The following is a 16275-nucleotide window of genomic DNA, read 5'->3' on the forward strand; positions in this document are numbered from 1 at the left end:
CACTTGTGGCCCGGCGCAGGGGTTTGCATTCGGCACTGACCTTCTGTAGAAAGCCAGCTCGGTTTCGGCCGCATTCCGATGCGCCGCGGCCGGAAGGAGTCCTGAATGCCCCGAAAACAAAGTCTGTTCTCGTTTGTGTCCCGTCCTGTTTTCTTCGGCTCGGCCGCGGTTGGCTTGGTCCTGTGCGGCTCCGGCTGTGTGGAACAGCAGGAAGACAAACCCACGGCCGAGGACATGGCCCAGATCCAGCAGAACCTGCTGTCCGCGGCGCCCACGCCCGCGCGGGTCGTCAATGGCGATTTCGACGGCAAGGTGATCTACCTGGGTGTCGACGCCGAACCCTTGCCGGCGGAGCCAGGCAAAGACGTCAAGATCGTGCACTACTGGAAGGTGATTTCGCCTCCTGGCGACGGTTGGCGAACGTTCACGCACCTGTCGGGGCCCAACAATCAGGGCTTCCAGAACTACGATCACGCGCCAATTCGCGGCAAGTACCCGGTGAGCCAGTGGAAGGCTGGGGACATCATTCGCGACGAACACTTCATTCGGTTGCCACCCACCTGGCCGCATACCACCGTCGAGCTTTACACGGGGCTCTGGAAGGGCCAGGTCCGTATGCCCGTGAAGGCGGGGGCGCAGGACGGACAGAACCGGTTGCTCGTCGCCAAGTTCGACGTGGCGGGCAAGGCCCCGCCCCTCGAACGCCGCTACGTGGCCCGGAAGGTGAAAAAGGGGCCGAAGCTCGATGGCAAGCTCGATGAGCCGATCTGGGCCGAAGCGCCGTCGATGGGCGTGTTCCTCAACACCCTGACGGGGGAGCCCGTCCGCCAGCGCACCGAGGCCAAGATGCTCTGGGACGACAAGTTCGTTTACCTCGCCTTCCAGAACCAAGACGACGACGTCTGGGGCGACTTCGACAAGCGCGACGACAAGCTCTGGCAGCAAGAGGCCGTGGAGATCATGATCGACGCCAACGGCGACGGGAAAACCTATACCGAGTACCAAGTTTCGCCCAAAGGTACGGTCTTCGATACGTACCTGCCCGAGTACCGCAAGTACGAGGACTCACTCGATCCGAAGGCGAAGCCCTTCTCCTGGAATTCGGGTCTGAAGGCGGCCGTGACGGTGGAGGGAACCCTCGGCAAGCGCGAGGACACGGACAAGGGGTGGGTGGCCGAGATCGCGATTCCTTTGGCCGACGTGAGTGGGATGGCCAAGGGCGCCGACGCCGTGAAGGTGCCGCCCGCCATCGGCGACACCTGGCGTGTGAATCTCTTTCGCCTGGACGTGACGAAGGCGAGCGGCCAGGAAGCCCAGGGCTGGTCCCCGCCGATGGTGGGCGACTTCCACAAGCTGGATCGCTTTGGCACGGTGGTGTTCGGCGACGACAAGGGCGAGACCGTGGCGTCGGCCGCTCCCGTCGAAGGCGACAAGGCACCCGAGGCGCCCGCCAAGGACGAAGCCGCCACGAAGCGGGCCGCGCTCAAGGCCAAGCGGCTCGGCGCCGCGCTCGAGGGCATGCCAAAGCCGGCTGGCAAGGGCGAGGTTCCGAAGGTGACGCCGGGCGGGGAGTAGCCTGCCGGTTGTCACACGAGCGGCCCGCGGCGCTTCTGCGCTCCGGGCCGTTTCAGATCAGGCGAAGCCGCGCTCCTCGCGATACGCCAGGCACCGCGGGCTGCCCGCCTCGAGCCGTCGGCACGCCCGCGGCCGGACGTCGTAGATGGCGCAGTGGACCCGCTGACCCAGGCGCCCCCGCAAGGCGGCACAGCGCCCGGCCGGGTCGAGGCGCATGTGGGGTTCGCCTGCCGCATTCAACACCACCAGGTGCTTGTGGCGCGGCCGCGCGAGGATGAGGTCGCGCGGGTCGATCTCCACCCAATCGGCGAAACCTTCGTCTCTATTCTCCTGGGGGTTTGCGCAGCAGGCGCCGCAGGTCTGGCAATCGGGGATCGAGGGCAAGCAGGAGCCATTCTGCTTGGGAACGGCGGGCATGCAAGCGGCCGCGGCATGGGCTAAAACCTCGCAGATGCGTTCCACGCGGTCGCGCGCCTTGCCGAAGGGAGCCCGCTTTTCGGGAGTCGTTTGGCTCCTGGTGGCCGGCAGCCCGACCACGAGCGCGTGTGGCGCCGTCGCAGCGGCCGAGGGGCGGCCGCGCGCGGGGGCGGTAGGCGTGGGCGAGCCCGTGGAGGCGCCCCATCCGCAGGCGCTGCCCGCCGAGTACGTGCCCGCCCATCCCCCGAGCCCCGCCTACGGCGGCCCCCCGACGCCCCCCGACGATGCCGACCCGCTGGTCGCGAAGCTGCGGCTGCGCTTGTCGGCGCTGGCCAAAAAGGCCGGCCATCCGGTGCCCGGAAGCGATGGCCGCCTCGACAGGGCCGCGACCGAGCTGGCGCGCTTGGGGGGCCCCGCCACGCACGAGCTCGTCACCTTCGTCAGCCGGGCCCAGGGCCTGCCTGAACCCGAACCGGCCGTGGTAGCCGTGGGCACCAACGCGCCCGAAGGGGAGGCCGTGGCCCTCGTGGCTGAGCAACTGGCAACGGCCTTGACGGGCAGCGCCTGGGCCCGGGTGGGGGTGGGCGTGTCGCGAGGGCCCGCGGGCATGCAGGTGGTGGTGTTGCTGAGCCCCATGGCCCTCGAGCTTGCGCCCTTGCCCCGCAGCCTGCCCGCTGCGGGGGGCGCGCCCGTCGCGGGCCGGCTGCCTCCCGGGTACGAGGACGTTGCGCTCGTGGTGACGACGCCCGCAGGCCGGGTGGGGCGCTTGCCCGTGCAGAGCAAGGGGCGTGCGTTCTCGGGCCGCTTTTCGTGTGTGGAGGGCCCCGGCCGATACGAGGTCGAGCTCATGGCCTCACACAAGCGCGGCCCCGAGGTGATGGCCAACGTCCCGGTTTACTGCGGCGTCGACGCGCCAGACCGCTTGAGCCTCGCGAAGCCGCATGCCTTTCCCGCAGTGACGGAACCCCGCGCGATCGAGGCGGCTTTCGTCGCGGCGGTCAACCGCGAGCGGCAGGCCCGAAAGCTGCCAGCGCTCGTGGCCGATCGGCGCCTGGCGGACGTGGCCCGTGCGCACAGCGAGGCGATGGCGCGCCGACGAGAGGTGTCGCACCTATCGCCCCAGGGCGAAGACGCGGCCGACCGTGTGCGCGCGGCGGGGCTCGCCCCCTCCTTGGTGGCTGAAAACGTGGGGGCCGCGTCCACGGCGGCCGGTGCCCACGAGGGATTCATGGCAAGCCCTGCCCACCGCGGCAACGTGCTCGAGCCGCGGGCCTCGCATCTGGGTGTGGGCGTCGTCGAAGGCACGGCCCCGAACGGGGGCGCGGTGTACTACGTCACCACGCTGTTCGCCGCGTTTTAGGCCCGTTAGAGCGTGCCCAGCGCCCACGCCGCCACGAGGCCGAGGGGCACGCGCAAGGACAGGGAGTAGGTGCGCACGCCCCCGCCGTAGACGGCCGCGCCCAAGCGCAGGTAGGAGAGCCCCAGCGAGGCGCGGCCCCCCCAGCGCTCAGAGGACAGATCCCGCAGCGCCACGGCTGCGAAGCTGAGGCCCGTGGTGATGTGGGCCGCCTCGCCGCCGATCCCCATGACCCAGCGGCCCGTCTCCCGGGTCGCTTCGGGGCCGAAGCTGAGGATGCCGTTGCCCGTCAGGCGGTGCACGCCCGCGGCCACCCGGGCCACGGTGCCAAAGCCGCCACCGGTGTCGGCGTACGCGCCCCCGGCTTCCAGGTCGAGCGCGGGCAGATACACCACGGTGCGGGGCGGCCCGGTCCAGACCTCCGGCGTTTGGGCCCTCGCCGCTTCGGGAACCAGAAAGCACGAGGCGAAGCACGAGAGCAGCAGGCAGAGGCGCACGGCGGGAGGTTAGCGGCCCCCCCGTGCGGCGCAACGCGCGCAGCGGGACTCAGAGGGCCAGGGGCTGAACCAGCAGGACCGGCCCGGCTGCCGTGTGTACCACCCGCGCCTCGGCGAGGAAACCCGGCCACAGGGCCTCGAGGCGCGCGAGCGCGGGGACCACGACCGGGGGCACGGAGGCCCCTGCGACCGCGCTGACCTCGCCGTCGAGGCTCTCGAAGATCACCACGTGGCCGAGATCGCGGGCCCCTTCCGCGAGGCCCAAGACCCGCTGAACGTGAGGGCCTCCGAGGGCTGCGGCGTGACGCCACGCCGCGAGCGCCGCGGGCCCCAACGGCTCGTAGGGGCGCCACTCGACCACCACCCGATCCACCCGGCCGTCGTGGGCACGCATCAGCACCCCCGTTTCGCGCCCGTCGGCGTCGCAGGTCACGCCCAGGCGCTCACGCGGGGTGTACACCGGCACGGGCGCGAGCGCCTCGGCTTCGCACGGGGCCGGGGCGCGGGGCCGCCGGGCGTCGAGCGCCACGTCCACGGGCCACGCCCGCAAGGCCTCGGCCATCGCGCGGGTGGACTCGAAGCGGTCTTCGGGAGCCTTGCTGAGCGCGCGCAACAGCGCTTCATCCACGGCCTCGGCGGCCAGCGCCGTCAGGTCGGGACGCAGCGCGCTCGGCCGCGGGGGGGGATCGGCCAGGTGCTGCGATACGAAGTCGGGGCCCAGAAAGGGGGGCCGTCCCGTGAGCGCCTCGAAGAGGGTCGCGGCCAACCCGTAAAGGTCCGCCCGCGGCCCGATGCGGTCCCCCGTCACCTGCTCGGGGGAAAGATACGCCAGGGTGCCGATGAGCCCCCCGGTTTGGGTCTGCCCGAAGTCGAGCAGGTGCGCCGCGCCGAAATCCCCCAGCTTGGCGCCGCCGGCCGCATCCACGAACACATTCGCCGGCTTGACGTCACGGTGCACGATGCCGGCATCGTGCGCGGCCGCCAGGGCCTCGAGGAGCTCGAGACCGAGTCGCCTCACCCGGGCGAGGGGCAGGGGCTCGCCGAGCGCCAACTCCTGCGCGAGGGAGCCGCCGGCCAGATACTCGAAGACCAGCAGGCCGGCCGACAGGTCCACATCGTAAAGCGCCACGATATGCGGGTGGTGCAGCCGTCCCGCGGCCTCGGCCTCGCGCAAAAACCGCGCGAGCGCTTGCTCCTCGGCGCCCGACGCCCCCACCGACAGGGCCTTGAGCGCGACGGGCCGGTCGAAGAGGCGGTCGGTGGCCAGGTAGACACGCCCCATCGCCCCCGCCCCCAGGAGGCGCTCCACCGCGAAGCGCTCGGGCACCTCGCGGGCGTCGGCGGGCAGCGTGGCGGCCACTTCGAGGGCGCCTCGGGGCGCCTCGGGATGCTCACGACGGAGGCGGCGGGCCACCTCGTCCCCCGCGTGCCGAAGCCCGAGCTCGAGCAGAACGCCACACAGATGTCGATGCGCATCGGCGCGGGTGTCCTCGTGGCGCGCGGCGCTTTGCAAAGCGCGGGCGGCCTCCCAGGGACGCCCGAGCCGGCTCATCAGTTTGCCCATGGCCAGCTCGGCGCGGGCGCGCTCACGGGCATTCGGCAAGCCGGCTGCGGGATCGGAGGTGGCGATCACGTTCTCCAGCATGCGGACGGCATCCCGGAGGCGACCCGCGGTGGCGAGGGCGCGGGCGGCGGCGATGGGCAGACCCGCTCTTCGGTAGAGGTCGGCGGCACGCGCCAAGTCGCCTGCCTCTTGCGCCAGGGTCGCCGCTCTCTCGAAGTGGCCTCGGCCGGCGAAGGCCTCGGCTACCCGCACGAGGGTGGAGGCCTCCGCACCGACGAGGCGGTCAGCGATGCGTTCGGCTTCGGCCGGCGCGCGGGCCTCCAGCGCCAGCCTCACGGCCCGGGGCCAGTCGGCGAGCGCCTCGGCCAGCGGCCACGCCTTGTCGAAGCGCCATACTTTCTCGTAGAGCGCCAGGGCGCGCGCCAGGTCCCCCTCGGCTTCGGCGAGCGCTGCGGCGTCTTCGTGCCGTCCTGCGCGCACCAAAAAGTCGACGGGATCGAGCGACGAGGCTGAGGCAGTCGGCGGGGGCGTTGGGCGGGTCATGGGGTGCGGGCGTACGGAACGTGCCCCGTCGTTGGGGGCGGCCCGGCACAACGAGCCGACCCGAAAGCGTTCGGATTATGGTAGCAGAAGGGCATGACAGCCCAGAACTCGCCCGGTGCGGGCGCACACACCCCCCATTCTCCTTCCTCGCTGCTGATCGTGGGCTCCGTGGGCCTCGACACCGTGGAGACGCACGTGGGCCGCCGGGAGGAGATCCTGGGTGGCGCTGCGTCTTACTCGTCGGTGGCCGCCTCGTTTTTGGCACCGCCCCGGCTCGTGGGGGTGGTGGGTAGCGACTTTCCCGACCGGCACGTCGCCTTCTTGAAGAGCCGGCACGTGGATCTGGCCGGGCTCGAGGTGGCCGAGGGCAAGACCTTCCGCTGGTCGGGCAGATACGCTCCGGACTTTTCCTCACGCACGACGCTCGACACGCAGCTCAACGTCTTCCAGGCGTTCAAGCCCAAGCTGCCCCCCGCCTGGACCGACTCTGAATTCGTGTTTTTGGCCAACATCGACCCGGAGTTGCAGATCGACGTGCTCGGGCAAGTCAACAAGCCTCGGTTCGTGGCCTGCGACACCATGAACTTCTGGATCGAAGGTAAGCGTGAGGCCCTGGGCCGCCTGTTGGCCAAGGTGGACATGCTCTTGCTCAACGACGAGGAGGCGCGTCAGCTCTCCGGCCTCTCGAACCTGCCGGCCGCCGCACGGGCCATCCGCAAGATGGGCCCGAGCGCCGTGGTGATCAAACGTGGCGACGCGGGCGCGTTGCTCTTTCACGAGGGGGGGGTGTTCGCCGCACCCGCGTACCCGATCGAAACCGTCGTGGACCCCACGGGCGCGGGTGATTCCTTCGCGGGTGGCTTCATGGGCTGGCTGGCCCGCATGGGCGGGACCACCCCGGCCGACATCCGCACCGCCCTGATCTTGGGCTCGGTGCTGGCCTCTTACTGCGTGGAGGACTTCAGCCTGGACCGCTTCGAGAGCCTCGACCTGACCGCCGTGCGCGAGCGCTTCAACGCCTTCGCCGATCTCGTGCACTTCGAGAAGATCCGGTTCTGAGCCGTTGCGACGAGGCGCGCCGGATCCGGCGGCGCGCCTGATGCAAGGCAAAGGTGGCGGGCATCAGAAGGAGCATGGCGGTGACGACAAGCGAAACGGGCGGCGCGCTCTCGTTCGAGGCCACGAGCTTCGTTCCCCACCCCCAAGCCCAGGTGTTCGCCTGGCACGAGCGGCCGGGAGCATTCTCCCGCCTCACGCCCCCGTGGGAGACGGTGGAGGTGCTGGCGCGCCAGGGCACGATCCGTGACGGTGACGTGGCCTTGCTCAAGGTGCAGGCGGGGCCCCTGCGCCTGGTGTGGGAGGCGCGCCATTTCGGTTTCGAGCCCGGGGTCGAGTTCAAGGACGAGCAGGTGCGCGGCCCCTTTTCGCGGTGGGTGCAAACGCATCGGTTCACGCCGGCCCCGGGGGGGACCACCATCCAGGACCTGGTGGACTATCAGGTGCCCGGCGGGGCGCTGGGGCGGGCGTTCGGCCGCGGCAGCGTGGAAGCGAAGCTGCTGCGCCTGTTTAGCTACCGCCACGAAGCGCTGGCGGCCGATCTCACACGCCACGCCGCGTACACCGGGCCACCCTTGCGCATCCTGGTGGCCGGCGGCAGCGGCCTCGTGGGGCGCGCGCTCTGCGCCTTTTTGTCGACGGGTGGCCACGACGTCTACCGGCTCGTCCGCCCCGATTCGCAAGTGCCCGCCGACGCCGTGGGGACCGGGGTGGCGTGGCAGCCGCGCGAGGGGATCTTGGACGTGAGGGCCTTGCCGCCCCTGGATGCCGTGATCAACTTGGCGGGCGAGAATGTCGCCGGCGGGCGATGGACCGATGCGCGCAAGAAGCGCTTCCGGACGAGCCGCGTCGATCTCACGCGCTTTTTGGCGGAGTCCCTCGCTGCGATGAACCCGCGGCCCAAGGTATTTCTCAACGCGTCCGCCATGGGGATCTACGGACCCCGGGGCGACGAGCCGCTCACGGAGGAGAGCGCCGTGGGCACGGGGTACCTCGCAGAGCTTTGTCAGGACTGGGAAGCGGCCACCGAACCCGCCCGGCGGGCGGGGATCCGCGTGGCGATGCCGCGCATCGGCCTCGTCTTGGCCCCTCGTGAAGGTGTTCTCGGCAAGCTGCTCCCGGCCGTGCGGGCGGGGGTGGGGGGGCGGCTCGGCAGCGGCAAACAATGGATGAGCTGGGTGGCCCTCGATGACCTCGTGGGGGCCCTGCATCACGCGCTCGTCGATGAATCCCTGGAAGGACCCTTCAACGTGGCGGCTCCTGGCGCCGAGACGAATGCGGTCTTCACGGAGACCCTGGGCCACATTCTCAAGCGCCCCACCTTCTTGCCGGTGCCTGCGGCCGCCCTGAAGCTTGCCTTCGGCGAAATGGGGGAGATGGCGATGAGCAGCGTGCTCATGCGGCCCGAACGCCTCACGCGGGCGGGCTTTTCCTTTCGCTTCGACAAGCTCGAGGACGCATTGGCCCACCTGCTCGGGACCAACCCCCTGCCTCGGCTCACGCGGACCGCAACGGGCGCTGCGGCGACTTATCTCGCCCGCAGCGCCACCGGCTGAGCCGCCGTCAGTTCAGCACTTTCGGATCTTTGTCGCGGGGGCCCCAGATCGCCTCCCAGCCGCGGCGGTACTGGTCCGTGGCCACCTGCGCAGGACCCACGGAGGTGCCACGGGGCGCGGCCACTGCCCGCGTGTCGAGCTCGGTCTTGACCTCGAAGAGCAGAGGATGCTCTTGCCGGGGCTTCATGCCCACGACCTCGCCCTCGATGGGCTTGCCCTCCTCGAGGGGCCGCACGGTTCCGAGCTCGAGGGGTGCGTCGTCACTGCGCCGGCGCAGCACTTGGTAGCCCTTGCGGTCTTCCGTGGGGCCCACGACCAGAGCCAGATCCTTCGGGTCGGCTTGCTTCTTCTTGCCGCGGCGCATGTGATTCAGATTTCGGAATTCATTCGAATCTAGCCGACACGACCCCGGGGTTCACGCCCGTTGTGACGAGCCCCTCGCAGCACCTGTCGGGGCGAAGGGCCGTGACAGGGGAGGGCACGCGAGATAGACCCTCCGCTATCTTGGATCCTGAACCCGCAACGTCGTCGGTGGCCGCAGAGACGCTGGCTTTACGCAACCGCCTGGTGGCCGCCACGCTGCAGACCGCGCAGGACGAGCTGGCCCTGGTGCGGGTGGACGCGGCCAGCGCTCTGTTCGGCGTGAGTGCCACCGGGGCCCCCGTCGCCATCATCACCTACCGGGGCGAAGCGCTCGAAGCCTTTGGTAACCGGCTGCTCGCCGTGATGCAGGCGCAGCCGGGAACACTCTACCTGGTGATCGTGGGTGGGGAGGATGCCCCCATGCGCGCGTGTCTCGAAGATGTGGCGCGAAAGGCACCGGAGCTGCGCAGCTTGGGCCTTTACCACCTGGTCAAAGCGGGCACGCTCGCGCACGTCGAGGGTCGCCACCTCGGCCCCCTGGAGGCAGCCGCCAAGAAGCTGGCCACCTGGCCCGCGGTGAGCGAGGCCGAGCTTTCGGCCGAGGTCGAGCGGGCACAGAAGCGGCACGCCGAGGCGGTGAGCTTCGCCCAACAGACCCGCGGGCGCTTTCCTTTGGTCAGCCTGATCCTGGGCGCGCTGTGCGTGCTGGTGTTCCTCCGGGGCGGAACGCCCGGCAGCGGCGGCATGGCCAACGCCATCTTCGGAGCCGGCGCGAACTACGGACCTGCGGTCACGGCCGGCGAGGTGTGGAGGCTGCTCTCCTACGCGTTCTTGCATGGCAGCCAGACCCACCTGCTCGTCAACATGTTGTCGCTCTATTTCCTGGGCTCGTTCCTCGAGCAGGTGGTGGGGCGGGCGCGATACTTACTGATCTACGGGCTCTCGGGCCTCGGCGCGGGTGCCGCCAGCGCGCTTCTGGGGGGCGAGGTTCCGTCCGTAGGCGCCTCGGGCGCCATTTGGGGCTTGATGACGGCGGGCTTTGGGCTGGCCCTCAAGCCCGCCGGGATCTTGCCTCCCGTGATTGCGTCGCGCCTCAAGCGCGGGCTGGCCACGCCCCTGCTCATCAACATCGCCTTGTCGTTCGTCCCGGGCATCGACCTGCGGGCTCACTTCGGCGGTGGGGCGGTGGGCTTGGCCCTGGCGTTGTCTGGCTGGCTCGGCAACCGCACCGCCTCGGCCTCCGCGGCGGCCGATGCGCTCGCGCAAGGCAAGCCGGTTCCCACGCCCCGCTGGATCACCGCGGCGGCCGTGCTGGTGGCGGCCGCCATGGCCCTCTGCTTGGGGATCGCCCTCGTGAAGGCTCAGGAGCTGGCGGGGCGATCACCCCAAGGGACTGCGGCGGGGACGATCTAGGCGCGTGCGGGTCCGGGCCCTCCGGCGGCCCGCTCAGCGCGTTTCGACCGCGGGCCGGCGCGCGCAGGCCACCAACACCATCGCCGCCCCCAGCTGCAGGAGCGCCACGACCCCGAAGCCCAAAAACGCGAGGGGCGTTCCGCCCTTTGCCACCAAAAGGCCCCCGAGCGTCGACGCGAACGAGCCCACCCCGAAGGTCGCGGCGAACTGCAGGCCGAACACCAACCCGTGATCGCGATGGTCGGCATAGGCGGCCGCCATGGCGGCGGACAAGGGCTGGGCCATGAACCAAAGGAAACCCGCCGACAACGCCAGGGCGATGAGGCCCACGCCCGAGCTCAGCCCCAAAAGCAGCATCACGGGCGCAAACAGCGCCATCTCTGCCAAGAGCAATCGCTCCCGCGGAAGCCGGTCGGCCAGCTCCCCCCCGAAGCGTTGGGCAGCGATCCCGGCCAGCAGCACCAGGGACATGAGGAAGGAGGCGTTGAGGATCCCCCCCGCGCTGTCAGCCAGGTGCAAAGGCAAAAACGTGATCACGCCCTGGTAGACGAAGCCCCCGGCCGTGGTGGACACCAAGAGCCACCGCAGCGGCCGCGAGCGCCACAGGGCGCGCACGGCCAGGAGCAGATCCCGCAGGGACGCCAGCCCGGCCCGGTGGCTGTGAACGACGGGCGCCTCTGCCTTCACGTTCGGCAGCGTGATCGTGAGCGCCCAGCACACGAACGACAGCACGGCGGCCGCGGCGAAGCCAAAGCGCCAGCCAAGCTGCGCGGCGAACAACGCCGACCAGGCGGGCGCCAGGGCGGCGCCCAAGTTGCCTCCGACCCCATGGATCCCCATCGCGCGCCCCTGTTCGTGGCGAGAGACCCCCCGAGACAGCATCGACAGTCCACTCGGGTGGTAAATGCCGGCTGAAAGCCCCAGCGTGACGAGCGCCGCCGAGAGCACCCAGAACGAAGGCGCCAGCGCCAAAGCCGTGAGAGAGGCCGTGCAGCCTCCCGCTGCCAGGAGCAGCATGCTGCGCGAGCCGTAGCGATCGGCCAAGCGCCCCGCCGGAATCGCTGCCAGGCCGAACGCCAGCTGCATCAGATTCGCCACGCCCACGATGGCCAGAAGCGAAACACCAAACTCGGCGCGCAGGTCGGACAGCAGCGGTGGCAACAACAAGACGGCCCCATGGACCAGCCCGTGGGTCACGGCGCTGATCCAGGCAATCTTTCGGGTCGAGCTGAGCACGCGGTTTCCGGATCCCCGTTTTACATCATCCTCACGGGTTCGGAAATTCCGGGGAGGCAAAACCCTGAGCGCAAAAGGAAGCGAGCTCCCGCTCGCCACGCCTCATGACTGAGGAATGAACTCGACCTTGACGATCTCGTACTCGCGATTTCCCTTGGCCGTGCGCAAGGTGACGGCGTCACCTTCCTCGCGGCCAATCAGGGCGCGCGCCAGCGGCGCGGAGATCGCGATTTTGCCCTGTTTGATGTCCGACTCCGAGTCTCCCACGATGGTGTAGGTGACATCCTCCTCGGTGTTGGGGTCGGTCAGATGCACCGTGGCGCCGAACACCACCTTCGAGCCCGAGAGTTTGCCCGGATCGATCACCTCCGACAGGGCGATGGTGCCTTCGAGATCACGCAGCCGTGCCTCGATGAAGCCCTGCTTCTCCTTGGCGGCGTGGTATTCGGCGTTCTCGCGCAGGTCGCCGTGGGCCCTTGCTTCTTCGATGTCCAGGACGTTCTTTGGCCGCTCCACCTCTTTGAGGTGCTTGAGCTCTTCTCGGAGGGCCGAGAGCCCTCGCGGCGTGATGGGAATGCGATCACCCATTTTGATACTCCTGCAGGGAACACACGGTCATGGCGCCCGAGCGTAGTTTTGCGAGCGCACCCACCGCTGCGCGGGCTGCTGACATGGTGGTGTAGTAGGGGAGACCCTTGACGAGAGCGGTTCTCCGGATTGTGAACGAATCGCGGATCGCCTCCGCACCCTGGGTGGTGTTGATCACCATGTGAATCGCGCCGTCGACGATCTTGTCGACGGAGTGAGGCCGACCTTCGCGGACCTTGTTGACCCGCTCGGCGGCGACGCCCTGGCGGTTCAAGTATTCCCACGTTCCGCCCGTGGCCACGATGCCGTAACCCATCTTCACGAGTTCGAGAGCCACCTTCGCGGCTGCCGGTTTGTCTCGGTCCTTGACCGATATGAAGACGTTGCCCTCCTTGGCGAAGGGCAGGCGGGTGTTGGCGCCCAACTGGCTCTTGCCGAACGCCATTTCGAAAGTGGTGTCGATGCCCATCACTTCGCCCGTCGAGCGCATCTCGGGGCCGAGCAGCGTATCCACACCCGGGAACTTCACGAACGGGAACACGGCTTCCTTGACGGCGACGTGCTTCGGCGTGACTTCCTTGACGCCCATCTGGGCCAGGGTTTGTCCGATCGCGATCCGGGCGGCGATCTTCGCGAGCGGCACGCCCGTGACCTTCGAGACGAACGGCACCGTGCGCGAGGCGCGCGGGTTCACCTCCAGGATGTACACATCCTTGCTGTCCCGGGGCACGGCGAACTGCACGTTCATGAGACCCCGCACACCGAGCTCCATGGCCAGGGCCCGGGCCTGCGTTTTGACGATCTCGATCACGTCGGCCGCCAGGGAGTAGGGCGGCAGGGCACACGCCGAATCGCCCGAGTGAATGCCGGCCTCTTCGATGTGCTCCATCACGCCGCCAATGACCGCACGTTCACCGTCGGCCACCACGTCCACGTCGAGCTCGATCGCGTCGTCCAGGAACTGGTCGATCAGGATGGGCGCGTCCTCGTCACCGCCGCCCCCGCCCGAAGCCAGGGCCTCGCGCCGAGACGCCTCGAAAGCCCGCCCCACGAAGTGCTCGAGGCCGCTTCCGTCGTACACGATCTCCATCGCACGCCCGCCGAGCACGTACGAGGGCCGCACCATCACGGGATAGCCAATGCGATCCGCGATCGCGCGGGCCTCGGCCAAGCCGTGCGCCGTCCCCCACGCGGGCGACTTCAGGCCGAGCTTTGTGACGAGCTCACCAAAGCGCTGGCGGTCCTCGGCGCGGTCGATCGCGTCGGCGCTGGTGCCCAGCAGCGTGACGCCTGCCTTTTGCAAAGGCACCGCCAGGCGCAGCGGCGTTTGCCCGCCGAACTGCACGATGACGCCCTCGGGCTTTTCGACCCTCAGGATCTCCAGCACGTCTTCCCGGGTGAGGGGCTCGAAGTAGAGGCGGTCCGAGGTGTCGTAATCGGTGGAGACAGTCTCGGGGTTGCAGTTCACCATGATCACCTCGCACCCCTCGGCGCGAAGCGCTTGCACGGCGTGCACGCAGCAATAGTCGAACTCGATGCCCTGACCGATGCGGTTGGGCCCACCACCCAGGATCGCAATCTTGCGTTTCTGTGTCGGCTGCGCTTCGTCTTCGGGGGCCGTGCTGCCCGCGCTGTTGGAGACGGTACCCGACTCGTAGGTGGAATAAAGGTAGGGCGTGTGGGCCTCGAACTCGGCGGCGCAGGTGTCCACGCGCTTGTACACCGGCTCGATCTTGTGGCGCTGCCGCGCCTGCCGCACGTCTTCCTCTTTCGTACCCGTGAGCGTCGCCAGCCGGCGATCTGCCAGGCCCGCCCGCTTGGCGCGGGCCAGCGCCGTGGGCTCTTCCAGCAGCTTGGCGCCCTTGCCGCGCACGGTCTCTTCCTCCGAGAGGACCTCGGCGATCTGGGTGAGGAACCAAGGATCGATGGCGGTCAGCTGATAAGCCTCGTCGACGGAGAGACCCATGCGCATGGCTTCGGCCAACTGCCACAACCTGTCGGGGCCTCCGCTCGTGATGTTGCGCTTGAGCTCCTCGAGCGAGGGTAGGGACTCGCCCTCTTTCGTGTAGTCGAAGCCCCAGCGGCCAATCTCAAGGGACCGCAGGGCTTTGCCCAGGGACTCCTTGAAGGTGCGGCCGATGGCCATGACCTCGCCCACGGACTTCATCTGTGGGCCGAGCGTCGTGTCCGCGCCCGGGAACTTCTCGAACGCGAAGCGCGGGACCTTCGTGACCACGTAGTCGATCGTGGGCTCGAAGCAGGCGGGCGTCTCGCGGGTGATGTCGTTGGTGATCTCGTCGAGGGTGTAGCCCACGGCCAGTTTGGCTGCGATCTTTGCGATCGGATAGCCCGTGGCCTTCGACGCGAGCGCGGAGCTGCGCGACACGCGTGGGTTCATCTCGATGACCACCACCTCGCCCGTGCGGGGGTTCACCGCGAACTGAATGTTCGAGCCGCCGGTCTCGACGCCGATCTCGCGGATGACCGCGATGGAGGCGTCGCGCATGTACTGGTATTCCTTGTCCGTCAGAGTCATCGCGGGCGCGATGGTGATCGAATCGCCCGTGTGGATGCCCATCGGATCCAGGTTCTCGATGCTGCAGATGATGACCGCGTTGTCGTTGCGGTCACGCATGATCTCCAGCTCGTACTCTTTCCAGCCGAGAATGGACTGCTCTACCAGCACCTCGCCGCGGGGGCTCTCCGACAGGCCCCACAGCATCTTCGCGTCGAACTCTTCCGCGTTCCAGGCCACGGCGGCGCCCGAGCCGCCCAGCGTGAACGAAGGGCGCAGGATGACCGGGAACCCTTCGCCCGTTTGCTCGGCGATCTCGCGTTGGATGGTGCGGGCCTCCTCGAGGGAGCGGGCGTAACCCGATTTTGCGACGGCCAGGCCGATCTTCGCCATGGCCTGCTTGAAGAGCTCTCGGTCCTCGGCCTTTTCGATGGCGTCGAGCTGCGCACCGATGAGCTTGACGTCGTACTTTTCGAGAATGCCGGCCTTGCCGAGCGCCACGGCCAGGTTGAGGGCCGTCTGCCCGCCCAGGGTGGGCAGCAGGGCGTCGGGGCGCTCGCGCTCGATGATCTTCGTCAGAATCTCGACGGTGAGCGGCTCGACGTACGTGCGGTCGGCCAGCTCGGGATCCGTCATGATGGTGGCGGGGTTCGAGTTCACCAGCACCACCCGGTAGCCCTCTTCACGCAGAGCCTTGGCACCTTGGGTGCCCGAGTAGTCGAATTCGCAGGCCTGCCCGATGACGATCGGGCCGGAGCCAATGAGCAGGACGGTTTTGATGTCAGTTCGCTTCGGCATCTTCAGGGAGGCTCGGGTTCGGGCGTTGATGGGGGCTATTTCTTTTGGACGTGGCCGGCTTTGTCCAGCTGGAATCCGTCGGGCAACTTGGCTTCCACGGCGGCGCGGAGCTCGCCCGTGGACCAGCCGAGGTCCGCGAACCCCTCGGCGATGCGCCGGCGCAGGCGCACACTGTCCTCGCCCTCCGACACGAAGACCGTGAGCAGCGCCGTGCGGCTCGTGGCTTCTTCCTTATGGCGCAAGAGCGCCTCGGCTGCGGCGTAGCGGACCCCTTCGTCCATGTCTTCCAGGTAGGGGGCCACCAGCTTCGAGATGCCCGCCTCCTTGATTTGGCCGAGATGAGTCAAGATTTGGATCTTCTTCGTGGGATCGCGTTCATAGCCGGGCTCGTGGCGTTCGAGCACCTCTCCCAAGACCTCCACCTCCTGTTGCCTCGAAGCCGCAATCTGAGACAGCAGGCGCAAGGGCCAAGACACGGAATCGGCGCTTTTCAGGTAGCGGCGCACGGGGGCCAGCGCCTTGTCGCCTTTGCCCGCCAGGGTCTCGAACACCCACTCCTTTTCCTGCTCGTCGTCGATCGACTTGTCGTATTGAAAACCGAATCGACGCAACATGCCAAAGAGCGCCTCCTCGGACCCATCTTGCGCCAAAGCTTCGAGCGCCCGAAGCCGATCGGGAGATTGCGCGTACTTGTTGAGTGATCGCGCGATGGCCTTCTCCCGCGACTTCTCGGCGCGCTCGTCCTTGGACTTGAATATGTCCAGCAGCCCCATGGAATTGGGGCCTTCTATATCATC

13 protein-coding genes are annotated in these 16275 nt (G+C 68.7%); 5 read left to right on the forward strand and 8 right to left on the reverse strand.

The features are described from left to right. Positions 1-105: 105 nt before the first annotated feature. Entirely contained in the window at positions 106-1575 is a 1470-nt protein-coding gene (locus KA712_06200) for a carbohydrate-binding family 9-like protein (protein ID MCG5052532.1), read from the forward strand. Between the two features lie 57 nt (positions 1576-1632). Here KA712_06200 and KA712_06205 read toward each other — a convergent pair whose 3' ends face one another. Further along, the gene (locus KA712_06205; protein ID MCG5052533.1) at positions 1633-2037 is read right to left on the reverse strand and encodes a YkgJ family cysteine cluster protein; all 405 of its coding nucleotides are present in this window, start codon (positions 2035-2037) and stop codon (positions 1633-1635) included. Between KA712_06205 and KA712_06210 the strand changes: the two genes are divergently transcribed. Further along, positions 2027-3352: a CAP domain-containing protein gene (locus KA712_06210; protein MCG5052534.1), complete on the forward strand. Its 1326-nt coding sequence runs from the start codon at positions 2027-2029 to the stop codon at positions 3350-3352. The genes KA712_06205 and KA712_06210 overlap by 11 nt on opposite strands. Before the next feature lie 5 nt (positions 3353-3357). Here the strand turns inward: KA712_06210 and KA712_06215 are convergent, their stop codons facing one another. Then, positions 3358-3846 (reverse strand): hypothetical protein, encoded by a 489-nt coding sequence (locus KA712_06215; GenBank protein ID MCG5052535.1) that lies wholly within the window; start codon positions 3844-3846, stop codon positions 3358-3360. A gap of 49 nt (positions 3847-3895) precedes the next feature. Further along, entirely contained in the window at positions 3896-5953 is a 2058-nt protein-coding gene (locus tag KA712_06220) for a serine/threonine protein kinase (protein ID MCG5052536.1), read from the reverse strand. Between the two features lie 93 nt (positions 5954-6046). Between KA712_06220 and KA712_06225 the strand changes: the two genes are divergently transcribed. Both KA712_06225 and KA712_06230 read left to right on the forward strand, forming a co-directional pair. Further along, positions 6047-7012 (forward strand): sugar kinase, encoded by a 966-nt coding sequence (locus tag KA712_06225; GenBank protein ID MCG5052537.1) that lies wholly within the window; start codon positions 6047-6049, stop codon positions 7010-7012. Positions 7013-7092: 80 nt separating this feature from the next. Further along, positions 7093-8565: a TIGR01777 family oxidoreductase gene (locus tag KA712_06230; protein MCG5052538.1), complete on the forward strand. Its 1473-nt coding sequence runs from the start codon at positions 7093-7095 to the stop codon at positions 8563-8565. 7 nt (positions 8566-8572) lie between these two features. On the opposite strand, the gene KA712_06235 is transcribed toward KA712_06230, so the two are convergent. After that, positions 8573-8929, reverse strand: a complete 357-nt coding sequence (locus KA712_06235) for a hypothetical protein (protein ID MCG5052539.1) — start codon at positions 8927-8929, stop codon at positions 8573-8575. Positions 8930-9069: 140 nt separating this feature from the next. Here KA712_06235 and KA712_06240 point away from each other — a divergent pair, with 140 nt between their 5' ends. Then, entirely contained in the window at positions 9070-10341 is a 1272-nt protein-coding gene (locus KA712_06240) for a rhomboid family intramembrane serine protease (protein MCG5052540.1), read from the forward strand. Between the two features lie 33 nt (positions 10342-10374). Here the strand turns inward: KA712_06240 and KA712_06245 are convergent, their stop codons facing one another. The 4 genes from KA712_06245 to KA712_06260 form a co-directional block, all read right to left on the reverse strand. Beyond that, positions 10375-11577: an MFS transporter gene (locus KA712_06245; protein ID MCG5052541.1), complete on the reverse strand. Its 1203-nt coding sequence runs from the start codon at positions 11575-11577 to the stop codon at positions 10375-10377. A gap of 102 nt (positions 11578-11679) precedes the next feature. Then, positions 11680-12165 carry a transcription elongation factor GreA gene (gene greA / locus KA712_06250; protein ID MCG5052542.1) on the reverse strand — a complete coding sequence of 162 codons (486 nt, stop codon included), beginning with the start codon at positions 12163-12165 and terminating at the stop codon, positions 11680-11682. Beyond that, positions 12158-15478: a carbamoyl-phosphate synthase large subunit gene (carB, locus tag KA712_06255; protein ID MCG5052543.1), complete on the reverse strand. Its 3321-nt coding sequence runs from the start codon at positions 15476-15478 to the stop codon at positions 12158-12160. Before carB ends, greA begins: the two co-directional genes overlap by 8 nt. A gap of 35 nt (positions 15479-15513) precedes the next feature. Continuing rightward, positions 15514-16251, reverse strand: a complete 738-nt coding sequence (locus tag KA712_06260; GenBank protein MCG5052544.1) for a HEAT repeat domain-containing protein — start codon at positions 16249-16251, stop codon at positions 15514-15516. Positions 16252-16275 lie beyond the last annotated feature (24 nt).

The sequence above is a fragment of the Myxococcales bacterium genome, from assembly GCA_022184915.1.
In the GTDB taxonomy this organism is placed as follows: domain Bacteria; phylum Myxococcota_A; class Polyangia; order Fen-1088; family Fen-1088; genus JAGTJU01.